General features: G+C 50.7%; 20 protein-coding genes. 9 read left to right on the top strand and 11 right to left on the bottom strand.

What is annotated here, in order from left to right:
* Window positions 1-96: 96 nt before the first annotated feature.
* Window positions 97-1,461, top strand: a complete 1,365-nt coding sequence (locus ABDW72_RS02795; protein WP_347156932.1) for a glycoside hydrolase family 140 protein — start codon at window positions 97-99, stop codon at window positions 1,459-1,461.
* Here ABDW72_RS02795 and ABDW72_RS02790 read toward each other — a convergent pair whose 3' ends face one another.
* Both ABDW72_RS02790 and ABDW72_RS02785 read right to left on the bottom strand, forming a co-directional pair.
* Window positions 1,462-2,373, bottom strand: coding sequence for a DUF58 domain-containing protein (locus ABDW72_RS02790; RefSeq protein ID WP_347156931.1), 912 nt, complete (start codon window positions 2,371-2,373; stop codon window positions 1,462-1,464).
* 25 nt (window positions 2,374-2,398) lie between these two features.
* Window positions 2,399-2,797: a septal ring lytic transglycosylase RlpA family protein gene (locus tag ABDW72_RS02785; protein WP_347156930.1), complete on the bottom strand. Its 399-nt coding sequence runs from the start codon at window positions 2,795-2,797 to the stop codon at window positions 2,399-2,401.
* 130 nt (window positions 2,798-2,927) lie between these two features.
* On the opposite strand from ABDW72_RS02785, the gene ABDW72_RS02780 reads away from it, so the two are divergent.
* The gene (locus ABDW72_RS02780; protein ID WP_347156929.1) at window positions 2,928-3,287 is read left to right on the top strand and encodes a DUF3276 family protein; all 360 of its coding nucleotides are present in this window, start codon (window positions 2,928-2,930) and stop codon (window positions 3,285-3,287) included.
* Window positions 3,288-3,616: 329 nt separating this feature from the next.
* A complete protein-coding gene (ychF, locus tag ABDW72_RS02775; RefSeq protein WP_347156928.1) occupies window positions 3,617-4,714 on the top strand; it encodes a redox-regulated ATPase YchF in 1,098 nt (365 codons plus the stop codon).
* A gap of 80 nt (window positions 4,715-4,794) precedes the next feature.
* On the opposite strand, the gene ABDW72_RS02770 is transcribed toward ychF, so the two are convergent.
* From ABDW72_RS02770 to ABDW72_RS02750, 5 genes are all read right to left on the bottom strand, one after another.
* Window positions 4,795-5,763, bottom strand: a complete 969-nt coding sequence (locus tag ABDW72_RS02770; RefSeq protein WP_347156927.1) for an SMP-30/gluconolactonase/LRE family protein — start codon at window positions 5,761-5,763, stop codon at window positions 4,795-4,797.
* 290 nt (window positions 5,764-6,053) lie between these two features.
* On the bottom strand, window positions 6,054-6,767 hold the full coding sequence (locus ABDW72_RS02765) for a YqjF family protein (protein ID WP_347156926.1): 714 nt from the start codon (window positions 6,765-6,767) through the stop codon (window positions 6,054-6,056).
* 126 nt (window positions 6,768-6,893) lie between these two features.
* Window positions 6,894-7,205 carry a hypothetical protein gene (locus tag ABDW72_RS02760; RefSeq protein WP_347156925.1) on the bottom strand — a complete coding sequence of 104 codons (312 nt, stop codon included), beginning with the start codon at window positions 7,203-7,205 and terminating at the stop codon, window positions 6,894-6,896.
* Window positions 7,206-7,465: 260 nt separating this feature from the next.
* Window positions 7,466-8,788: a type IX secretion system plug protein gene (locus ABDW72_RS02755; protein ID WP_347156924.1), complete on the bottom strand. Its 1,323-nt coding sequence runs from the start codon at window positions 8,786-8,788 to the stop codon at window positions 7,466-7,468.
* Window positions 8,789-9,182: 394 nt separating this feature from the next.
* Complete coding sequence (locus tag ABDW72_RS02750; protein ID WP_347156923.1) at window positions 9,183-9,632, bottom strand: OsmC family protein; 450 nt, start codon at window positions 9,630-9,632, stop codon at window positions 9,183-9,185.
* Between the two features lie 208 nt (window positions 9,633-9,840).
* Here ABDW72_RS02750 and ABDW72_RS02745 point away from each other — a divergent pair, with 208 nt between their 5' ends.
* Window positions 9,841-11,379: an MBL fold metallo-hydrolase gene (locus tag ABDW72_RS02745; protein ID WP_347156922.1), complete on the top strand. Its 1,539-nt coding sequence runs from the start codon at window positions 9,841-9,843 to the stop codon at window positions 11,377-11,379.
* A 147-nt stretch (window positions 11,380-11,526) separates the two neighbouring features.
* On the opposite strand, the gene ABDW72_RS02740 is transcribed toward ABDW72_RS02745, so the two are convergent.
* Both ABDW72_RS02740 and ABDW72_RS02735 read right to left on the bottom strand, forming a co-directional pair.
* Window positions 11,527-12,882, bottom strand: a complete 1,356-nt coding sequence (locus tag ABDW72_RS02740; protein ID WP_347156921.1) for a sensor histidine kinase — start codon at window positions 12,880-12,882, stop codon at window positions 11,527-11,529.
* Entirely contained in the window at window positions 12,872-14,257 is a 1,386-nt protein-coding gene (locus tag ABDW72_RS02735; protein WP_347156920.1) for a sigma-54-dependent transcriptional regulator, read from the bottom strand. The genes ABDW72_RS02740 and ABDW72_RS02735 overlap by 11 nt, the downstream gene beginning before the upstream one ends.
* Window positions 14,258-14,679: 422 nt before the next feature.
* Between ABDW72_RS02735 and ABDW72_RS02730 the strand changes: the two genes are divergently transcribed.
* Window positions 14,680-17,088: an ABC transporter permease gene (locus ABDW72_RS02730; RefSeq protein ID WP_347156919.1), complete on the top strand. Its 2,409-nt coding sequence runs from the start codon at window positions 14,680-14,682 to the stop codon at window positions 17,086-17,088.
* Between the two features lie 47 nt (window positions 17,089-17,135).
* Here the strand turns inward: ABDW72_RS02730 and ABDW72_RS02725 are convergent, their stop codons facing one another.
* On the bottom strand, window positions 17,136-17,594 hold the full coding sequence (locus tag ABDW72_RS02725; protein WP_347156918.1) for an AAA family ATPase: 459 nt from the start codon (window positions 17,592-17,594) through the stop codon (window positions 17,136-17,138).
* A gap of 174 nt (window positions 17,595-17,768) precedes the next feature.
* On the opposite strand from ABDW72_RS02725, the gene ABDW72_RS02720 reads away from it, so the two are divergent.
* Window positions 17,769-18,203, top strand: coding sequence for a hypothetical protein (locus ABDW72_RS02720; protein ID WP_347156917.1), 435 nt, complete (start codon window positions 17,769-17,771; stop codon window positions 18,201-18,203).
* Window positions 18,204-18,308: 105 nt separating this feature from the next.
* On the opposite strand, the gene ABDW72_RS02715 is transcribed toward ABDW72_RS02720, so the two are convergent.
* Entirely contained in the window at window positions 18,309-19,169 is an 861-nt protein-coding gene (locus ABDW72_RS02715; protein WP_347156916.1) for an alpha/beta fold hydrolase, read from the bottom strand.
* 208 nt (window positions 19,170-19,377) lie between these two features.
* Between ABDW72_RS02715 and ABDW72_RS02710 the strand changes: the two genes are divergently transcribed.
* The 3 genes from ABDW72_RS02710 to ABDW72_RS02700 all read left to right on the top strand — a co-directional run bounded on the left by ABDW72_RS02710 (window position 19,378) and on the right by ABDW72_RS02700 (window position 21,659).
* Entirely contained in the window at window positions 19,378-19,845 is a 468-nt protein-coding gene (locus ABDW72_RS02710; RefSeq protein ID WP_347156915.1) for a LexA family protein, read from the top strand.
* Between the two features lie 2 nt (window positions 19,846-19,847).
* Window positions 19,848-21,158: a Y-family DNA polymerase gene (locus tag ABDW72_RS02705; RefSeq protein ID WP_347156914.1), complete on the top strand. Its 1,311-nt coding sequence runs from the start codon at window positions 19,848-19,850 to the stop codon at window positions 21,156-21,158.
* 222 nt (window positions 21,159-21,380) lie between these two features.
* Window positions 21,381-21,659 carry a hypothetical protein gene (locus ABDW72_RS02700; RefSeq protein WP_347156913.1) on the top strand — a complete coding sequence of 93 codons (279 nt, stop codon included), beginning with the start codon at window positions 21,381-21,383 and terminating at the stop codon, window positions 21,657-21,659.
* The last annotated feature ends 23 nt before the right edge of the window (window positions 21,660-21,682 follow it).

Raw genomic sequence — 21,682 nt, 5'->3', positions numbered from 1 at the left:
TTTTAACAACAGCTGAGCCACAGCAGCAGTAGAAAGGCAGCTGCTGCTTTCTGCTATGCCGGTATACCTTAGCATGAAACCGAAGCGAAAACAAGTATGAAAATGATTCTTACAGCCTTCCTCAGCAGCCTCACGGTTTATACGTCAGTGTTTAGCCAGCAACTGCCGGTACTTAAAGTGAGCAACAACAAGCACTACATTGTTACCGATGCTAACAAACCATTCTTCTGGCTGGGCGGAACTGCCTGGGAGTTGTTTCACCGGCTTACCAAAGAAGAAGCTAAAACATACCTCGAGGACCGCGCCGGAAAAGGCTTCACCGTTATTCAGGCTGTTATTTTAGCGGAGCTGGACGGTTTGAAAACGCCCAATGTCTATGGCGATGTGCCGTTGCTAAACAATGATCCGACGCGTTTGAATGAGAAATATTTTAAGCATGTAGATGCTGTTATCAAACAAGCCGGGCAACTGGGTTTATACATGGGCTTACTCCCGACATGGGGCGATAAATTTAATAAAGCTTGGGGCGAAGGACCGGAGATCTTTACACCGCAAAACGCAGAAATCTACGGCGAGCTGCTGGCGAAGCGTTATAAAACCCAACGGAACATTATTTGGATTCTGGGTGGCGACCGCTGGCCTGACAACGAAGAAGACAGGGAAATTATCAGGGCGATGGCGCGGGGCATCCGGAAAGTTGATACAGAACACCTCGTCTCCTATCATCCGTCCGGCGCAAAAAAGGCAACCGACTTCTTTAATGAAGCATGGCTGGACGTGGATATGCTCCAGACCGGACACGACCGGCAGGCCAAAGAGTATGCCTTTGTGCAGGCGTCCAGAGCAGTAGAACCTGCACGGCCGGTCATCAACGGCGAGCCCCGCTACGAAGATCACCCCGACAGGTTTAGGCCGGAGATCTATGGCTGGATGGATGCCTCGGATGTACGCACGTCAGCTTACTGGACCATGCTCTCGGGCGCAGCCGGTTATACGTATGGCTGCCACGACATCTGGCAGATGTTCAGCAACAAAGTAACGCCGGTAAACGGAGCCAGAACCAGTTGGAAAGAAGCCCTGCAGTTGCCAGGCTCTACACAAGTAAAGTATATGAAGGCACTGCTGACGGCTTTTCCGTGGCAGGACATGGCGCAGGACCAATCAGTTATACTTAATGCTAATCCCCAGGACTCCAGCTACATTGTCGGCGCCATCGGTAAAAACCATAACTTTATACTTGCTTACACGCCGATGGGCAAACCTATCAAAGCAGACTTGTCGAAGTTAAACACGGATGCTGTGCAGGCGTTCTGGTTCAACCCCAGAGACGGGCATTCCAAGAAAATCGGAGAGTATAAAGCTACGGAAAAGCCGGAGTTCAAACCCTGGTCTGTGGGCAGAGGCAGCGACTTTGTTTTGGTGCTGCTGGCTGCGAACACAGGTTACAAACTGCCGGTATAGTTAGCGCACTTTGGCCCGCTTCACCAAATAGCTGTACAATACTTTGTCAAACGGCTCGCTGATGTCTACGGGCACAAAGTCTATTTTATACTGCCCGCATTTCAGCGCCAGTTCGCGTTTGTAGGTTTCTACGGCTGTGCGGTAATGGTCGCGCACCTGCGATGGCTGCAATTTTAGCTCCTGCCCTGTCTCCACATCTACAAACACGTAAGGGCGCTCAGCAAAATCAAACTCCTCCTCCGTTTTGCGGTCCATCACATGAAAGAGGAGCACTTCGTGGTTCTGATGCTTGAGGTGTTGCAGGGCAGCGAAAATGGCTTCACTATCATCATAACGGCTCAGCATATCGCTGAAGATAATGACCAGTGAACGTTTGGGAATCTGCTGCGCGATGAGGTGTACGACTTCTGCCACATTGGTATCCGTGGCTGCCGGCTCTTCTTCCAACTGCTTTTGCAGCAGCAGCAACAAAGTATGCAGGTGCGAAGCCGTAGAGCGAACGGGGGTTTGTAGTTCTATTTTGTCGGAGAAAGTAACCAGGCCTACTGCGTCGCGCTGTTTGCGCAGCAGCGTGGCCAAAGCAGCGGCGCACAAAGCAGAAAAGGTAAGCTTGCCGTTGTTTTCTGTCGGGTAATACATAGAGGGCGACACATCCAGCAGCATATGGCAGCGCAAATTGGTTTCCTCCTCGTAGCGCTTTACAAACAGCTTGTCGGTGCGGGCGTAAACTTTCCAGTCGATGTGGCGGGTACTCTCGCCACTGTTATAGAGGCGGTGCTCCGAAAACTCCACCGAAAAGCCATGGTACGGCGACTGGTGCAGCCCCGTGATAAAGCCCTCTACCAGTTGCTTGGCCAGGAACTCCATGTTCTCAAACTTCTGAACATCGGCAAGGGTAAGGGGCGTTTTCATGCGAGCTGATCGGTTTAGAAAGACTCTACTCTGAAACGCTTTCGGTTGAGGCTTGTTGCGCCTCCTGCTCAGAAGTAAGTTCTTTAAGCTGCACATTCCCGGAGCCGGCCCGCACAATATCCAGCGCTTTGGCAGCAGCTTTCGACAGATCGATGATGTTGTGGCGGCTGCGGGCCATGCGGTCATTTATCGTAACTACCACGCTTTTGCCGTTTTCCAGATTGGTTACCAACACTTTGGTGTTGTACGGCAGTGACGCGTGAGCTGCAGTGAGCTTCGCTTTGTCGTAGCGTTCGCCGCTGGCGGTGCGGTGCCCATGCATACGGTCGGCGTAGTAAGATGCCTTTCCTTGGGCAGTATAAGCGGTGGGGTTACCCGAAAAGAACGAGAAAAGGAATACTAGTAAAAGTGAACATAAATTCATACTTTACTATATTGGTCCGGGTGCAAATATATCAGAAAAAATTTACTTAAATTTAAATTCAAAAATTTTTATATATCGGATGCATATGTTACTTTTAGGTTCACAAAGTTGAATTTAACGTCTAATTACGGTGGAAGAGAACAACGAAAAAGCAGAAATTTATTCCCAAAGAGTAAGAGCCGGGAAGAGAACGTATTTCTTTGATGTGAAGTCAACTCGTTCGAACGACTACTACGTGACGATCACGGAGAGCAAGCGCAAGTTTAACGACGAGACCTTCTCATACGAGAAACACAAGATCTTCCTTTACAAGGAGGATTTCGCCAAATTTATGGAAGCACTTCAGGGAACGATAGACCACGTTAAATCTGAGCTTTTGACAGAAGAGGCTCTGGCAGCCTTGGAAGCTCCTGTTGCTGAAGTGGAAGTATCGACCAATGCTGAAGTAATAGCAGAACCTTCTTTCGACGAAGAGCTAAAGTGGGAGTAGTACCCAGCTCCTACTTTGCATAGATAGAAAGCTTGTGGCCCTCCACAGGCTTTTGTCTTTTATAGCCCTGCTTGCCGCTCATACTTGTAATTGCTTTATCGGGATGAGCCGCGGCGCTTGCCTGCATCTGGATTTCAGGATCGGCAGGATTTTATGATTGCACAGACGCACGATTTTGCGTTTATACCGTTCCTTTGCATGTGCTGCATGCATATTTATACTTAGGACTAACCAATACGCCCCTTCCCTGCTCTTATAAACAATACAATCCTTCGCCACAACTGCTTAAAATTCGTATCTTTGCCCCCTGAAATTAATAAGAAGAATTAATGGGACTCAGATGCGGAATTGTAGGACTGCCAAATGTGGGCAAGTCTACTTTATTTAACGCTATTTCTAATGCTAAGGCAGAATCTGCCAACTATCCTTTTTGTACCATTGAGCCCAACGTGGGTGTAATTACGGTGCCGGACGAACGCCTGGAAATTCTGGAAGAACTGGTGCATCCGGAGCGAGTGTTGCCAACCGTAATTGAGTTCGTGGATATTGCCGGCCTGGTGAAAGGCGCTAGCAAAGGCGAAGGTTTAGGTAACAAGTTCCTGGCTAACATCCGCGAAGTAGATGCCATTATACACGTGGTGCGCTGCTTTGAAGACGAAAACATTGTGCACGTAGATGGCAAGGTAAACCCCATTGCTGATAAAGAGATCATCGATACCGAACTACAACTTAAAGACCTGGAATCGATCGATAAGAAGATACAGAAGGTCATGCGCGCTGCTAAATCAGGCGATGCAAAAGCGAAAAAGGAGCTGGCCAGCTTAGAGAAGTATAAAGCGCACCTGGAGGCAGGCCAGAGCGCCCGCAGCCTAGACGTGAACGAAGATGACCTGGAAGCAGTAGACGATCTGAAACTGCTGACGGCGAAGCCTGTTATTTACGCCGCTAATGTTGATGAGGACTCTATGATCACTGGCAACCAGTTCTCTAAAGCGCTGGCCGAAAATGTGCAGAACGAGAATGCACAGGTGGTGCTGATCTCCGCCTCGATTGAAGCGCAGATTGCCGAGCTGACGGACCCCGAGGAGAAGGAAATGTTCCTGGCCGAGTATGGCTTGAAAGAATCTGGCCTGAACAAGCTGATCCGCGCCTCTTACGACCTGCTGAACCTGATCACCTACTTCACAGCTGGCGTAAAAGAAGTGCGTGCCTGGACGATTGGCAAAGGCTGGAAAGCGCCTGCAGCTGCCGGCGTGATTCACTCTGATTTTGAAAAAGGCTTTATCCGCGCCGAGGTAATCAAATTAAAAGATTACCAGGAGTATAAAACCGAAGCTAAAATAAAAGAAGCTGGAAAAATGGCTGTCGAGGGCAAAGATTACGTGGTGCAGGACGGCGACATTATGCACTTCCGCTTTAACGTGTAAGGCCACACAGCGGCTAACTTATAAACAGAAAAGGCAGGTATAAGTACCTGCCTTTTCTGTTTTAGAGCTATTTATACTTGTTACTGCACGCCTTGCACGTTCATCTGCAAAGTATAAATAGCCTTTGAGGCGGTGATGAACAGCAGATCGTGGTTTTTGCCGCCGAAGCATACGTTGGCAGTCCAGTCCTCCGGAATATCGATGTGCGCCACCTGCTCGCCAGCAGGATTGAACACGGTCACGCCCTTACCAGCCAGGTACACGTTGCCCCTGTTGTCGATGGTCATGCCATCGCCGCCTTGCACCACGAACAGTTGCTTGTCCTGTAGCTTACCGCCCGGTCCAATTTTATACTTGTAGGTGTTATTGCCGCCTATGTCAGCGATGTAAAGGTACTTGCCGTCGGGGGTACCCACCAAGCCGTTAGGCTTCACCAGATCTTCTGCTGCAACAACAGGCTGGCTTTGTCCTTTTGCCAGATAGTATACCTTCTCCCCTGCTACATCGGGCTGTTGATCCCAGTAATCGCGCTTATATAAAGGGTCCGTAAAGTAAATGCCGCCGTCCGGGGCCGCCCACACGTCGTTCGGACCATTGAGCCGGTGTCCCTGAAAATTTTGCACCAACACCGTTACTTCTCCTTGCGGAGAAATTGACACAAGCTGGTTTTGCTCGTCGGCACAGGCCAGCAGGTTGCCATTACGGTCGAAGTATAGGCCGTTGGCGCGGCGGGTGCTGTTCATGAAAACAGAAAGCTTTCCATCGGTGTCATACTTCCAGATCTTGTCGTTGGGCTGGTCTGTAAAGTAAACGTTGCCCTGTTTATCGGCCGCCGGGCCTTCGGTAAAGCTGAACTGCCTGGCAATCAGTTGGGGCGTGGCTCCGGGAGCAATCATGTTATTCTCCATCGCGGTGTTGTCGCCTCTGGTTATACTTGCTTTGCTTGCGGCGGCAGCTGTTCCGTTTACAGCGGCCTTATCCGACTTACAGGACGCGGTAATTAAAGACAGGAAAAAGAAGCCAAGACAAGCGGTGCTGCGGTATTTCATGTGAGGCTTAGATTAAAGTTTGTAGACTTTTATATAATATAAATGACAGCCATTACTTCTATTTTGCTTGAGTAACTATTCTGAGAGAAGCTCTTCCGTGCGCCAGTTGCTCTTGCTTTGATACTCTACTTTACTTCAAGCTTTATTCTCTCAGCAACATTCTGAGCAGAGGCTACCACGTAAAACGCGAAGCAAAAGATGCTCATTAAAGTTTTACTCACTTTCAAGAATAGGCGCTATCCGGCAATGGTTGTGGTGCTTTTACGGAGCTATAGCCAAGCTGTTGCTTGTCATTTTCGGATACTCTTCTTGTTTTCAACTGTTATTTCAGAACCTTCAGCAAGCATGACTGAAACAAGAGTTTGTTTATTTAAGAAACTGAATGCTGCTCCATAAACATCTTCAAAATCAACATCTATGGTATAGTCTAGCACCTCATAGGCATTCCATCTCGGGTGCGTTACTTCATACTCGTTTGTCCTGGTATTGCCAGCTTTCGCATATCCCCAATAATGTTCTGTTATAAATTCGGTTTCACACCCGGGCGCTATCTCTGCTGCATCCCTGCTCGCCTTTACGCGGAAAGTATACCACTTTGAATTTTTCTGCCAGCTATACTCAACCAGCCTTTCTGTTTCAGTTTCACTCCACGCATGTTTCATAGGTAGCGTTTCATAGTTCTCTTTGTAGATAGTATTCGCAACCAATGCTAATGCTGGCTTTGGGACTATCTCCTTGATAAATACAACGCCCCGCTTCCACGCATTGTTTTCAAACCTCCTGACGTAGAACCGAAGGTTAACCTCTTCGAAATTTACATGAAAAGGGACTTTAAAATGGAGCAGTCTCGTATTCAGAAACATAAAACCCACTAAACTCACATAGCACCTGTCCTTCCAAAAATCGAGTTCCGTCCCATACGGTAGAAAATCAGTCAGCAAAGAACTGTCTACTTCATAGTTTGCAATAGCTAATTTCCGCCATTCGGCTTTTAAGAAACTCATGTCATTAATTTAAAAGAACTACAATGGTATTTACAGGTAACGGGCGAAGCAAAAGCCGAACATAGTGCCTGTGCCGTATTAGCGGCAGATTCTTAGTACAGCATAAATTCTTCAGGTAGCCTCCTATTAACAAAAGTGGAAGAGCTGAGCAGCCTGCTGTGAAGCACGCCAAGCACCTTGCAGCCCCCGTTGAGAACCTTCTAATCGCTTTTGATTATTTATGAGTGTGACTGTGAAGTTTGCCCCATCCACAACTTTTTGTCTATTATGGCTACCTACCTCAACTTCGTTATTCATATCAATTGTGGTCAGGTAAGTTTGCGTCAAATCGTAGAGAGAGTCCACTACGCTATCATGCAATTTCACCTTCAATGTATCAACAACCTCAACAATTTCTTCAGAGTGGTGCTTAAGAATATAAAGTGTGTTCTCGTCCAAGCGGCCATTATTGATTTTTTAGCGCTGGCGGTTATAAACGGCCAATTCAGTATTGTACATGAATGCCTCGAATTTGTATTACGACTGAATGTCCGAATCTCTACTCCTTATTCTTTGGATTTCATCTTGTCAGTCTGCTGATAAGACGCGAGTGAAAATAAAGCTGGTAATAATACGCAAAGGTGAGTGTTTTTATCCATACTTTAATTCCTACCAGCTAACAGGAGTAATCCTCCTATTAGCTGCACTATATATTTCGCCTACTTCCTATTATAAAACAGCTCCTGGTAGCCTACCAGCAAATCGGCGCGGGTGCCGGGTGGGCGGTAGTAGATGAGGATGTCGTACACGTTGTCGGTTTCAAAGTGGCTGCCCTCAAAGAAGCTGGCATCTGGTGCGGTAGAATTGTTCTGTTGTAGGGCATAATAATAGTTATAGTAGCCCTGCTTTAGCAGCAGCCGTCCGGAGTAAACGCCTCGTTCGGTATCGTAAAGCAATTTGGCCTGGTCTTGCAGGCGCCAGTCGGTTAGTTCGCCCATTACGTACACGGCTCCCGGAACCGCTTCGGGCGTTTGCAGTTCAAAGTCTACCCAGGTATAATCGCCGTTTACTTCCCCATTGCCATATTGCTTATTGCCGAAAATCCGCTGCCCGTTTATGTCAGGGTCCTGGCTGTATACTGCTGTCTGCCTGCTTTTGTCTGGTTGCAGGTTCACTTCTATTGGGCTCTCTTGCAGGTTGATTTGTTGCACCCCCACATCGTTGAAGTTCAGGCTGCGCGTATCGAAAACCCGGAACTCGCTCAGGCCTTTAAACTGGTCTTTCGGGTCGAAGGACAGGTACTCCAGGCGGCGCTGGTCGTCGTGCACATATGTGGGGCGGTACGCTCTGGCATTGTCCCAGCGATAGTTTTGGCGCATGACGGCCTTCACTTCCACAGACGGGTTAACGATCGGGAAATCGGGATAAAATACGTTAAATTCTACTGGTTGGCGTGTTTCGCGGCCGCCAGGCCCAACAGGAGCTCCTAGCTTTGCCGTCACCGTAATGGCATTCTGGTATACCAGCAGACGACGCGTCAGCAACAGGTTACCTCCTTCCTCGCTTACAACAAGCAGGTAATTGCCGCTCAGTTTTACCCGCGGTACCCGGAAGCGGTAATGCACATAGGGGATGCGCGTGTTTACCGAACTCTGCACATCGGTTATAAAGAACTCATTGAAGTCGTTGAGGTACTGTGTTTCATTAAGTCCTGAAGGAGTCCAGTCAGCATTGCAGTGTATCAGCTTTGCTATCAGGCGCTGCGGCCCGACATTGAGGCGGTCAAACTCCAGCAAAATTGGCTCTGCCTGCCGCAAAGCAACGATTGGCGGATTTAGTACCTGGTCTGGAGAGCCGGTCGCCCGGTATGTCTGTACTGATTTTATACTTTCATTGTAGATAAAGTCGTCGTAGCGCAAAGCGCTGGCCGTAGCACCGGAGTTGCCGGCACTTTGTGTTTGTTGCTCTACAGGCACACAGGCAGCAGTGCCACAAGCCAGAGCGGCGGCTAACAGGTAAGTATAGGTTGTTTTTTTTAGCATGGATACGATCAGTTCCTTGGTTTGAGAAGGCGCTAAAGCGAATATAGGCAAATTATACTATACCCTATGCCTGTCGGAAAAGCTTTACCAGCACAACGGCTGAAAAGCACCTTTGAGTTGATATACTTTGACGTGCTACCTGCAGTTCCCCCAGCTACAAGCAACAACTTTAAAAGCACGTTTGTGGAGCTCCGCTATACTAAATGCAACCCTGCGCATAAGAGCAGCTTCTCCTGTGTCCGTATTCGTGCTAGACAGGCAGGCAGAAAAGATAGCTTCCCTCTTGAGCTGATCTACAAAAACCGAAACTGCTGTTAACTCAGGCACTAGCTGCAGCACCAGTTATACAATGGCGGCAGGACGTGCTGTTAACATAACCTTTATACTTTAGCCGCTATACTTCCAGTATTGTCGTGATAGAGATGCCTGTTTCCAGGGTTTTCTGTACCGGACATTTGGAGGAGACAGACTCCAGTCGTACCCGTTGTTCAGGTGTTAAGTCTCCGGTTAACCGCAAGCGTTTGGTAACTAAACTCAGTTTAGCATCTTTCTGATCGCAGTTGTCGCAATCGGTAGGGTGAACCCGTTCATGCCACAGGCTTACTTCCGCCCGCTCGAGGGGCCAGCCCTTTCGTTGCGCATACATGTGCAGCGTTATCACGGTGCAGGATCCCAGCGCACTTAAGATAAAATCATAGGGATCTGGCCCCACTTTCTGCTCTCCTTTTACCAAGCCCGACTCATCAATGGTCATTTGCTGGCCACCAGCCCTGATGTGGGCAACATAGGGCGATGCTTTATCGGCACTCACTGTTAAAAAGCCTTCCTTTTCTGTTATCGTCATTTCCAGATGCTCCTATATAGTAATAGGCTCTAGTATATAAGCCAAACGGCCGGAAAAGGTTTTACACGAATATGGCTCCAAAGGGTGCAGTGCTGTTGGTCGGCAACTTTAAGATGTTAGCAGATGCTGCGCAACTCTTGGTCGAAACACTGGATTTACTGGCAGCTTTTGTGTCAATTTGCAGCCTTGTTCCATAACCTATAAAACCATGAAAAAAACGCTTGCCTTGTTGCTATTTATCGGCAACACTTCTTTCATCTATGCCGGCACCACGCCTACGCCGGCCAATCCGCAACAACTTGTCGCCCAAAGTATCGCTGCCATGGGCGGACAGGAAAAGCTGGTGCAGCTAAAAACCCTCCGCCTCACTGGCATCGGCCATACGTATCTTTTAGAGCAGTCGGAGCGGCCGGAGGGTCCCTGGGTCGTGAACTATACCCAGGTACAACAACTGCGCGACTATGAGCATCAGCGCCTGCGCACCTTAAAAGAAAGCCGCAATACACAGCAGCCGGAGTGGGCGCCGCAAACAGTTGTTTATTCCGATGGCGCTGCCGCGATTCTGGCCCCCGCGGGACAGCTGATGCCCGGCCGCAGAACCATGGCCGAGGAGGCAGAGGAAACGCTGCAGCTGGCTCCCGAGCAGGTACTGCTTCTGGCTCTGAAAGCTCCTGGTCTACGTGCATTAAAAGATACCGTGCTGCAGGGCGTGGTGAACCACGGCGTGGCTTTTAGGCAAGGTGCCACACAGGTAAAGCTGTACCTGAACAAGTACTCACACCTGCCCACACTGCTGCAAACTACTCGTGCTTACCCTCAGGAGCTGTTCTGGTCTGTTTGGGGAGATGTACGCAGCGATATGTTCTTCTCTTATTGGTCGCTAACACCTGAGGGCGTGCAGTACCCGCTACAGTATAATCTGTACCGCAACAACCAGCCTTACCAGGAGTTCACCATCCTGCAACTCGAGCTAAACCCCACTATCCCGGCGGATACCTTTGCCATACCAGAGCAGGTGCAAAAAGCTTTTGCCGCGCAGCAGGTGCAGAACTACAACCAACTCCCCCTCGGCCGACCCGACCAACTGGCACAGGAACTTGCCCCGGGCGTGCTGCAGATACCCGGCTACTGGAATGTGGCGTTAATCAAACAAGACGATGGCGTGGTATTGCTGGAAATGCCCATTTCGCCAGGTTATACCGCCAAAGCACTTGCAAAAGCTAAAGAACTTTATCCGAACCTGAAGGTAAAAGCTGTGGTGAGTACCTCGGATGCTTGGCCCCACGTGGCCGGTGTACGCGAGGCAGTAGCGCAAAAGCTGCCGGTGTATACACTTGTTCTGAACCAGCCGCTGTTGCAGCGCCTGGTGGCCGCGCCGTTCGCCACCACACCCGATAACCTGGCACAGCACCCGACGAAAGCGAAGATCAAGCCTGTGACGGAGAAGACGGTTGTAGGCAAAGGCGCGAACCACATGGAACTCTACCCCATCCGAGGTGAGAGCGGTGAGCGCATGCTGATGGTCTACTTTCCGGAGCACCGCCTGCTCTACGCCAGCGACCTAGTGCAGCAAAACCGTGACGGCAGCTTCTTTCAGCCCGCTTACATTGCCGAAGTCGTGGCGGCTGTACAACGCGAGGGCCTGCAGGTAGCTAATGTCTTTGCCATGCATACCGGCCTGCTGCCTTACCCCAAACTACAGGAAGCCGCCGTCATCGCTCCGACTACTGCCTCAGTTCAGAATTAAAGTATAAGCTTTCGCGAAGGAGCCGGGAATAAACAACAATTCACCCTGCTTCTTTTCATTTATAACTTTACAGTGAGCGCTTGCGCCAGTAAAGCTGCTCTAGTTAGGTTCCTTTCTACTGAACAAGCTGATACCTGCTCCGCAGTATCAAAACCGCAGCGCAAAGCGCGTACCCTGGCCCAGTTCAGATTGCACGGAAATAGTGCCTTTGTGCAGGCGCATGATCTGGCGCGATAAGCTCAACCCGATGCCGGAGCCAGTTTTTTTGGTGCTGTAGAAGGGGATAAAGATTTTGGCCATGGCTTCCTCTGTCATGCCGCTGCCGTTATCGGCTACCTCAATACTGACGCGGCTGCGCTCATCGAGGAAGGCGCGCAGAATGATCTGGGCTTCAGGTTGCTCCTGCACGGCTTCCATGGCATTTTTCACCAGGTTGATGAGCACCTGCTCAATCATACTTCTGTCGGCAGAGAGCAGCAGACTTTCGGTGGGCACCTCTACCTGTAACTTCACCTGCCGCGCGGCCAACTGCTCCCGCAGCAGCATCTTAATTTCCTGCAACAGCTCGGTTACATTAAAGCGGCTCAGTTGCGGCACGGCGATGGTCGTCAGGTTGCGGAAGTCCTGCACAAAATGGATGAGGCCATCGGAGCGACGGCTGATGGTTTGCAGGCACTGGCCTATATCTGTCAGCTCCTCGCGCAGCAGCGTTACTTCTTCTGCCGTGGTATCGGTGTAGCCGTTGATCTCTTCTGAAGCGCTGGCCGACAGTGAGGCGATTGGCGTCACGGAGTTCATAATCTCATGCGTCAGCACTTTGATCAGGTTATGCCAAGCTTCCATTTCTTTCTCCTCCAGCTCCGGCTGAATGTTTTGCAGGGAGGCCAGCCGCACCATGTTGCCGAGCAGCGAAAGTTCTATAACATGCACCGACAGGTTCGCCTGTTCCCCGTCCTGCCGCAGCGGCACCAGCACTTTTTCGCCATGCTCCAGTTGTTGCAGGCCAAGCGCCAGTTCGGGGCTTACGGTTGCCAGCTCCTGCACTTGTTGTGCATGGCTTACCTGCAGCAACTTTTTGGCGGCATTGTTCAGCATCAGTATACTTCCATTCGGTTGATAGGTGATGATGCCGATACCGATGTGCTGCACAATTGCTTCGAAGTAGTGCATGTTGGCTTCCTTCTCAGCCCGTACTTCCCGGAACTTTTCCATCACCTGGTTTAGCCGCAACGCCAGCTCTTGCTGTCGCTTTCCCTCTCCTTTCACAAGAAAAAGCTCTGTAAAATCATCATACTTGATGGAGTTCAGGAAGCGGAGAAAAAGCCTGTTGGTACGTTCCTGTAACACCATCAGCAACCCTACCTGCAGCAAAATAAACAGGCCTAACCCTAAAAGCGTACCCCGGTAGGCTGGATTAAAATCGAGGCGGGCAAAGAAATAGATGCTTGCACCCAACAGCAGCACACGTAGCAGCAACTGCAGGCGGTAGGTTTTAAAGTGCATACTTCTCCAGTCGTCTATACAAGGCGCCGCGCGACAGCCCCAGTTCTTTCGCAGCCTTTGAGATATTCCCTTCATGCTTCTGCAAGGCCCGTTGCACCGTTTCGCGCTCCAGTCCGTCCAGGTCCAGGCTTTGCACCTCCAGGGATGTAGTGGCGGCAATTTCCTCATCACCCAGGAAGAAAAAGTCGTCTGCTTCCAGCTCGCGGTTATCACTCATGATGCAGGCCCTTTCCAGCACATGCTGCAGCTCCCGCACGTTGCCCGGCCAGTTGTAGCGGCGCAGGCGTTTCAGCCCCGATGTGCCCAGTCGCTTTACCGGCTGCTTATACTTCTGCGCAAAGGTGGCCAGGAAGTGCTCTGCAAAAAGCGGTATATCATCGAGGCGGTTGCGGAGCGGCGGCAGGTTTAGCTCCACAGTGTTGATACGGTAAAGTAGGTCCTGGCGAAATTCGTTACGCTGCACCATCTCCTTCAGCGGCATATTGGTGGCGCAGATCAGGCGTACATTTACGGGTATGGGTTTGTTGGTCCCTACCCGGATTACCTCGCGCCGCTGCAGCACCGTCAGCAATTTGGCTTGCATGGCCAATGACAGATTGCCGATCTCGTCCAGAAACAAGGTGCCGCCATTAGCTGCCTCTATTCGGCCGATTCGGTCTTCTTTGGCATCGGTAAAAGCGCCTTTTTTATGGCCGAACAGCTCACTTTCGAACAGCGATTCCGTCACGGCACCCATGTCCACAGTCACGAACACTTTGTCAGCGCGGGAGGAGCGCTGGTGTAGGGTACGGGCGATAACCTCCTTGCCGGTTCCGTTTTCGCCCAGCAGCAGAATATCAGCGTCGGTTCTGGCTACTTTGTCGATGATGGAAAACAACTGCCGCATGGCAGCGCTCTGGCCGGTGATGATGTTTTGTGCCGGGTGCAGTTCGGCAGCCAAGGTGCGGTTCACCTCTTTCAGCTGGCTTACTTCTTTGTAAGAGTGGCGTAGCTTAGACGCTGATGAAAGGGTAGCCAGCAGCTTTTCGTTTTGCCAGGGCTTCAGCACAAAGTCAGTGGCGCCTTCTTTCAGCGCCCGCACCGCCATCTCTACATCGCCAAAGGCTGTGATCATCACCACCACCGCCGACGGATCATACTTGAGGATCTCCTTCAGCCAGTAAAAGCCTTCCTGCCCGCTGGAAATATCCTCGGTAAAATTCATGTCGAGCAAAATAAGGTCGAACTCCTGATTAGAAAGCAGAAACGGAATCTTCTTCGGGTTTTTCTCCATCACCACTTCTTCCGCATGCTTGCGCAGCAGCATCTTTGCCGAAAACAGCACGTCCTCGTTATCATCGATAACTAAAATTCTGCCGAGATTCTGTTCTTCCATAGTTAGTTATGTGAGAGATTGCCTTGAAGCAGCAGGTTGCCTGCTCTTGCTACTATACATCAGAAATATTATGCCAAATCTATACTAAGGTACTGCCCGTGCAGCAGCAGGTAGTGTTGTTTAGCTCCCGATCACTTAAAAATATGCTTTCAGTGGCGTATACTTGTACACTTGCCAATATTCAGGGCTTTATACTTTTGTAATTGCCTGCTATAAATATACTTTTTTCAGTTGATAAACGGTAGTGCCGGCTGTCCATCCGTGGACACCTTTTGTCCGGTGCCGGACACTTAAAAGGACAGCGCAGGGCTTTGAGTGGCAGATAAGGCTGTTTTTGATTCTGGCACGCCACTGGCAAAGTATAAACAGGCGGCTCAAGCTTTGCCATTCCTACTTTGCCAACGCTACAAACTGATAAAACTATGCTTCGAAATTACTTCCTAACTGCATTCCGGTCGCTGCTGCGCAACAAGAGCTATAGCTTCCTGAACATTGCCGGCCTGGCGCTGGGCATTACGTGCAGTGTGCTGCTGTTCCTGGTGATCAAGTATGAACTGAGCTATGATACTTTCCACAGCAAAGCCGACCGCATTTACCGGGTAGATACGCGCATGGCGTTTGCCGATGGTGCAGATCAAAACCCTGGCACACGTTTTCCGATACCACGGCTGCTCCGCAGCAACAGCAACCTGGGCATGGAGAAAATCACCCAATTATATGTGGAGGAAGGTGCTCAGATTAATATTTTAGGAGATAATGGTGCTGCGCCCAGACGTTTTCTGGAGGAAGGCAACATTGCCTTTGCCGAGCCCGAGTTCTTCGACCTGTTTGATTTTGAAACCGGCACGACGGATCCGCGTCCGGGCCTGGCAGAGCCAAACAATGTGGTGCTGACGCAAAGTATTGCCGACAAGTATTTCCCCGGAGAAGGAGCCGTTGGCAAACTCATTAAGTTTAACAACAACCTCACACTCAAGGTAACTGCGGTGGTGCCTGACTTTCCGCCCAACACTGATTTCCCGTTTGCGATGCTGATTTCCTTCAGCTCCTTTAAAAACTATACGACGCTGGACCTGACTAACTTTAACACGCTCTCCAGCAACCAGCAGCTGTATGTGCTGCTGCCCGAGGGCGTGTCGCCGGAGGCTAAGGCAGAGGACCTAACCAGGTTTCTGGCAAGACACCAGAAAAAGGATAGACTAGTGACGGAAACCTACACATTGCAGCCCCTCAGCGACCTGCACTTCAATGCCGATTATGGCAACTACGGCAACCGTACTATCTCGCGGGAAATTATCTGGTCAATGGCGCTGATCGGCATTTTCCTGGTGCTGGTGGCTTGCATTAACTTCGTGAACCTGGCCACCGCACAGGCAGTGAAGCGGGCCAAAGAAGTCGGTGTACGCAAGGTGCTGGGCAGCAGCAAAAGCCAGCTGATGCTGCAATTTATTGGCGAAACACTGCTGATCACGCTGCTTGCCACGTTTATATCGATCATACTCGCCGAGTTGGCACTGCCTTACCTCAACGACCTGCTGGAACTGAAAATCACCTTCAGCATTTTGCAGGATCCTGTGTTGCTGCTGTTCCTGGTGGCAGAGGTGCTGCTGGTCACGCTGTTTGCAGGGCTGTACCCGGCTATGATCCTGTCGCGCTTCCAACCCATAGCGGCACTCAAAAGCCGACTGAACACGCAGCAGGTGGGCGGCCTGCCCATCCGGCAGGGGCTGGTAGTGCTGCAGTTCACCATCTGCCAGGTACTCATCATCTGTACCATTCTGGTGAACGAGCAGATGGACTATTTCCGAAGCAAATCGCTGGGTTTTAACAAGGATGCCGTGGTGACGGTGCAGCTGCCCAACCAGGCGGCTTCTAAAATGATGCCATTGCGCGAGGAACTGCTCCGCGACCCCGCCATACGTAACGTGAGCCTTGCCGCCGCACCGCCTTCTGCCCAGATGACCTGGGGCTCTAACTTCGCTTTCGACAACGCCAGCGAAGACGTTAATTTCCAGTCGAACATGAAGTATGCGGATGAAAATTACCTCGACCTGTACAACATCAAGTTGGCTGCCGGCCGGGCTTACACCCGCAGCGACTCGGCGGTGGTGCTCATCAACGAAACGATGCGCCGTAAGCTGGGCCTGAAGACAGCGGCAGATGCCGTAGGCAAAAGCCTGTCGCTGTGGGGTGGCGGCTTAAAGACCACCGTTATTGGTGTGGTAGAAGACTTTCATCAGAACCCGCTGCAGCAGCCTATCGACCCGACCATCATCATGACTAGCCCGGAGCAGTATATGTTCCTGTCGGCCAAAATAGACCTGAGCCATAAGCAGGAGGCCATTAACCAGCTGGAGAAAGTATGGAACATGGCTTACCCGGATGATGTGTTCAGCTATGAGTTCCTGGACCAAACGATTGCTGACTTTTACAAAGATGAGGCCCGGCAGAGCAAATTGTTCCAGGTTTTCTCCTTCATCGCGATCTTCATCGGTTGCCTGGGCTTGTATGGCTTGGTGGCCTTTATGGCGGCGCAGCGTACCAAAGAGGTGGGCATTCGCAAGGTGATGGGCGCTTCTATCTTCAACATCACGGTGCTCTTCTCGAAAGAATTCGTGAAGCTGGTACTGATCGCTTTTGTGGTAGCAGCCCCCATCGCCTACTACATCATCAGCCTGTGGCTCGAGGATTTTACTTACCGCATCCACATCGACTACTGGCCCTTTATACTTGCCGGGGTGGCCACCCTGCTGATAGCGCTTATTACAATGAGCACGAAAGCTATACAGGCTGCTATTGCCAATCCGGTTGCCTCGCTGAAGACAGAATAACATTTGCTGATCATCGCAACCCGGCAGGCTTCTAAAACCTGCCGGGTTTAGTTGTTTGCCTGCGGCAGATGCGGTACCACCTCAAACTGCCCTTCGTTTGGGAGCAGCCGAACAGTATAAAGCTGATCGAATCCTTCCGCTAAAGTTGGCGGCTGCAGCTTTTTCAATGTGCCGAAGATACCCCGCTCCGGAATCACGGCTTTGCCGGAGCGGCGACTGTTGCGCTGCAATGCACTTTTGATATCGGTATCGAAAAAATAGCCGATCACTTCGTACCCGGCTGCCTTTGCCTGCTTCATGTATAGGTGCCGCTTTTCGATCGTAGCGTTTGTTTTATCTACCACATAGCGCATCTGAGTTGCCAGGCAGGCTTGCAGAAACAGGCGCTCGCGGTGGTGTGTACGCAGCAAGTCCTGGCTGATGCGCACGTGCGTATCAAAGAAGTGCGCCTTGTAAAAGCTGGACTTGCCGCTGGCCTGTATGCCGCAGAAAATAATCGCTTGCATGGGTATTTAGCTGGTCGTTTAAAGCTTACGCATTGCTGCCGCACCTGTGTTGCAAGCAGATGCTGTTTACTCCTGCTCTGCCTAAAATCAAACCTATTTTAGCGAACAATCCCAAAAAGACGTGTACTTTTGCCAGTGATCTATCTGTTCATCCAGTTAAAACCATAACGCAACATGTACACGGTACTGCAACAAATCCACTCGGGCCTGGCCTATTTCGTACTGCTGGGGCTACTAGCAGGCATTATCGGGGCTATCAGCGGCAGCTCTGGCAAAAAGCCTTTTACCGATAGCAACCGAAAACTGGCACTGCTGGGCCTGATTCCGGCACACCTGCAGTGGGTGGTGGGTGTGATCTTATACTTTGTTTCGCCGCTGGGAGCTTCTAATTTTTCGGGCGTGGCCATGAAGGATAGCGTGTCGCGGCTTTATATCCTGGAGCACCCGCTTACCATGATCATTGCCGTTATTCTGATCACAGTAGGTTATGCCCGTGCCAAACGTGCGGTCGGCAGCCCCAGCGGTTTCCGTAACATTCTCATCTTTTATAGTATAGCGCTTATCCTGATATTAATTCGTATTCCATGGCAAGCATGGCCAGGCAACTAAGCGCCATTCCTATTAAATTTCAATAGATAAAAGCCCCACCGGACTAAGTTCTGCGGGGCTTTTATCTATTACAGCAATGCCAGGTACAACCGGTGCAATAGCGGTTCAGCTTTCGCTTGCCTGCGCAAAGGCGTGTATCAACTGGTTTACCTCGTCCGGTTTCTCGTGGTGCAGCCAGTGCGTGGCATTGTCTATAAATTTAAGCTGCCCTTGTTTGCAGCGGGCTATACTTGGCGGCGCCATCTCCTGGCCCAGAAAAGTATCCTTCCTCCCCCAGATCAACAGCGTGGGCACTATTATCTCTCCCGACAAATCCAGCCGGCTATACTTGTAGGCACGGTACCAGTTAATCATGCTTTCCAGCGCCTTCGGCTGCCGCCAGGCAGCTTTGTAAACAGCTATTTTCTCCTTCGGGAAAGTGCCCTTTTTAGAGGATGTTTGCAGGCTATGCTCCAGCAGGGTATAATCGAAGGCACTGCTGCTTACCTCCGGCAGCAGGGGCAACTGAAAGAAGCCGGCATACCAGCTTTTCAGCATCTGCTTCGGGTTAGTGCGCATCGACTGCGCCATTACCTGCGGGTGCGGCATATTGAGAATGATGAGCCGATGCAGCAGTTCGGGGTAGCGCAGGGCCACGGCCCAGGCTACGGCTCCGCCCCAGTCGTGCCCCACTAGATATACTTTCTCTTGCGTCATTTGCCGGATAAGTGCAGCTATGTCGGCTGTCAGCTTCTCCAGTGTATAAGCTTTTACGCCTGCCGGTTTGCTGCTGCGGTTGTAGCCACGCTGGTCGGGTGCTATGGCCCGGTAGCCGTGGGCGCTAAAATAAGCAAGCTGCTGCTGCCAGCCATACCAGAACTCCGGAAAGCCGTGCAGAAACAAGATCGTGCTCCCTTCTGCTGGTCCCGCTTCAGCAACGTGCAGCGTCACTTCGTTTACAGCGTACTCCTTTTCCTGTATCTCCATGCTCTAGCATACTGCTAATCAGCATACTCGGATGCCATAGTCTTTCTAAAATCATCCTAACCCTTGGCTGATTTATCTGCCCTGCAGTAGCAATTTCCTGTTTTATTTCATTCAGCACACAACTATTTACTAATAAATTTAGTATTAAATGCTAAATATATTAGTTTAATCTATATATTTGGCACTAGATAAATGAAAGGATAGAACGATGGAAGAAGTACTGTATCCCCTCCCTACTATATTGCCCAGCTTTATAGAGGTATTACCCACCAACACCCTTGATCTGGAAGTTCCGCTGGTTTCGTCTTATGTGGCAGCGGGTTTTCCTTCTCCGGCCGATGATTACATGGTAGAAGCCATGAACCTGCAACGCATGCTCATACACAACCCGGCCTCTACGTACCTGGTACGGGTGCAGGGCAACTCCATGGAAGATGCCCGCCTTTACGATGGCGATGTGCTGGTGGTAGACCGCTCTCTGAAACCAGGGGAAGGACACATAATTATCGGCATTGTGAACGGCGAATTTACGGTGAAGCGGCTGGTGTACCAGGAAGGCAAACGCTACCTGCAACCCGCCAACGACCAGTACCTGCCGCTGGAACTGACGGAAGGCATGGATTTCCAGCCTTGGGGCGTGGTGGTATGGTCGCTACACAAAGTTCAACGATCATAGCCATGGCCAAGCTCTTTGCCTTAGTAGACTGCAACAACTTCTACGCATCCTGCGAGCGGGTATTTGCACCCAAGCTGCAGCACCAGCCTATTGTGGTGCTCTCGAACAACGATGGCTGTATTATTGCCCGCTCTACAGAAGCCAAGGCACTGGGTATAGCCATGGGCGAACCAGCTTTTAAGGCAAAGGAAATGCTGAAACAGAACGGCGTACACGTATTTAGCAGCAACTATGCCTTGTATGGCGATATGTCGGCCCGGGTGATGCAAACGCTCGGGCATTTTTCTCCGCACCTGGAGGTATATTCCATTGATGAGGCATTTTTAGACCTGAGCCACCTGCCGCTTAGCCATGTAGAGGCGCATGCACAACAACTGCGTACCACGGTGCAGCAGTGGACGGGAATACCCGTGTCGGTAGGCATTGCGCCGACTAAAACTCTGGCAAAGCTTGCCAACCGCTTCTCTAAAAAGAACCTGAATTCAAATATGGAAGGCGTGCTGTTGCTGCAGGAGAAGGAACTTATAGATGAGGTGCTGCAGAAAACAAAAGTAAGCCAGGTATGGGGCATCGGGCGCCGGAATGCCAGCAAATTGGAACTCTTGGGCATTCATACAGCCTGGGACCTGAGCCGCGCCTCCGACTCCTTCGTGCGGAAACACCTGACCGTGGTGGGGCTCCGCACAGCGAAGGAACTGCGCGGCGAGTCCTGCCTGGAGTTAGAGCAAGTGTCTACCGTAAAGCAGCACATCTGCACGTCGCGGTCGTTTGGTAACCCTGTTACCGACCTGGAACTCTTGAAAGAAGCTACCGGCTTGTACGCCTCGCGGTGTGCTGCCAAGCTTCGCCGCCAGAAGAGTTACGCCAGCGCCATTACGGTTTACCTGCAGGCATACCCACACAACAATGGGCAGGCCTATTACAACAGCAAGACACTGCACCTGCCGGCTGCCACCAACAGCACCCTGGAGCTGATTCACTACGCAAATGTAGCATTGGAGCTACTTTACCGAAGAGGTTACCGCTATAAAAAAAGTGCCGTAATCGTAGCCGAACTCAGCCAGCAGGCGCAGTTACCGCTCCTTGATACCACAGACCGTGAAAAGCACCAGCGCCTGATGCAGGCCCTCGATACAATTAACAGCAAATGGGGGAAAGAAACAGTTATTCTGGCTGCCCAAGGCGTGTATGACGAGGTGAGCTATAGGAATAAGGAAAACAAGAAACGGGTAAACCCCTGGGAGATGCGCAAAGCACACCGGTCAAGCCGCTATACCACCCATTGGGAGGAGCTGCTTTGCATACAAGTATAGCCTCAGGTGTTGCTTAGGTTGGAGTATAGCCTTGTGGTTATAAACACCTCCTACCCTCCTCAAGAAGGGAATACGGCTAAGGGTGAAAGGTAAAGTATAGGTTGTATAGCTAAAGCTTAAGCTCCTTTCTACTAAGATCCTTTCAGGATGACAAAATGGGAAAGAGAAGAAGTAGAAGTATGAAGTTTATATTCGAGCACAAGTATAAGCTTGTGCTATCGAATGGATTCCAGTCCTTGGGTGGAGCGCCTTGGCTGGTTCCGGTGCCTGCAAGGCAGCGCGCAAGCGCAGCGAGGAGCAGCTTCACGCCACCGCGCGATGCCCTCGTCGGGGGCCCCTGCACCCCCAGGACGTACCCTCACGGGCCAGAGCGCACCAAAGCAAGAAGTGAAACAAGACAAGTATAAAACTGAGCATCAACCAACAGCTAGCAAGTATAGCCGCAGTATAAAACTAAGTATCAAACCGCAGCTAGAAAGCATAGCAGGAACAAAGCCTTAGTAACACAACCTCACAACAAGCAA

Origin of the sequence: Pontibacter chitinilyticus (assembly GCF_039748935.1) — a bacterium.
In the GTDB taxonomy this organism is placed as follows: Bacteria; Bacteroidota; Bacteroidia; order Cytophagales; family Hymenobacteraceae; genus Pontibacter; species Pontibacter chitinilyticus.
This window is presented reverse-complemented; position numbering and strand designations above follow the sequence as displayed.

Excerpts from the sequence above, each read along its gene's own strand:
- ABDW72_RS02710 (WP_347156915.1), top strand. The coding sequence starts at position 19,378 with ATGGAAGAAGTACTGTATCCCCTCCCTACTATATTGCCCAGCTTTATA.
- ABDW72_RS02765 (WP_347156926.1), bottom strand. The coding sequence starts at position 6,767 with ATGAGTTTCTTAAAAGCCGAATGGCGGAAATTAGCTATTGCAAACTAT.
- ABDW72_RS02705 (WP_347156914.1), top strand. The coding sequence starts at position 19,848 with ATGGCCAAGCTCTTTGCCTTAGTAGACTGCAACAACTTCTACGCATCC.
- ABDW72_RS02715 (WP_347156916.1), bottom strand. The coding sequence starts at position 19,169 with ATGGAGATACAGGAAAAGGAGTACGCTGTAAACGAAGTGACGCTGCAC.
- ABDW72_RS02790 (WP_347156931.1), bottom strand. The coding sequence starts at position 2,373 with ATGAAAACGCCCCTTACCCTTGCCGATGTTCAGAAGTTTGAGAACATG.
- ABDW72_RS02795 (WP_347156932.1), top strand. The coding sequence starts at position 97 with ATGAAAATGATTCTTACAGCCTTCCTCAGCAGCCTCACGGTTTATACG.
- ABDW72_RS02725 (WP_347156918.1), bottom strand. The coding sequence starts at position 17,594 with ATGCAAGCGATTATTTTCTGCGGCATACAGGCCAGCGGCAAGTCCAGC.
- ABDW72_RS02755 (WP_347156924.1), bottom strand. The coding sequence starts at position 8,788 with ATGCTAAAAAAAACAACCTATACTTACCTGTTAGCCGCCGCTCTGGCT.
- ABDW72_RS02785 (WP_347156930.1), bottom strand. The coding sequence starts at position 2,797 with ATGAATTTATGTTCACTTTTACTAGTATTCCTTTTCTCGTTCTTTTCG.
- ABDW72_RS02735 (WP_347156920.1), bottom strand. The coding sequence starts at position 14,257 with ATGGAAGAACAGAATCTCGGCAGAATTTTAGTTATCGATGATAACGAG.
- ychF (WP_347156928.1), top strand. The coding sequence starts at position 3,617 with ATGGGACTCAGATGCGGAATTGTAGGACTGCCAAATGTGGGCAAGTCT.
- ABDW72_RS02730 (WP_347156919.1), top strand. The coding sequence starts at position 14,680 with ATGCTTCGAAATTACTTCCTAACTGCATTCCGGTCGCTGCTGCGCAAC.
- ABDW72_RS02700 (WP_347156913.1), top strand. The coding sequence starts at position 21,381 with ATGGATTCCAGTCCTTGGGTGGAGCGCCTTGGCTGGTTCCGGTGCCTG.
- ABDW72_RS02740 (WP_347156921.1), bottom strand. The coding sequence starts at position 12,882 with ATGCACTTTAAAACCTACCGCCTGCAGTTGCTGCTACGTGTGCTGCTG.
- ABDW72_RS02745 (WP_347156922.1), top strand. The coding sequence starts at position 9,841 with ATGAAAAAAACGCTTGCCTTGTTGCTATTTATCGGCAACACTTCTTTC.
- ABDW72_RS02720 (WP_347156917.1), top strand. The coding sequence starts at position 17,769 with ATGTACACGGTACTGCAACAAATCCACTCGGGCCTGGCCTATTTCGTA.
- ABDW72_RS02750 (WP_347156923.1), bottom strand. The coding sequence starts at position 9,632 with ATGACGATAACAGAAAAGGAAGGCTTTTTAACAGTGAGTGCCGATAAA.
- ABDW72_RS02770 (WP_347156927.1), bottom strand. The coding sequence starts at position 5,763 with ATGAAATACCGCAGCACCGCTTGTCTTGGCTTCTTTTTCCTGTCTTTA.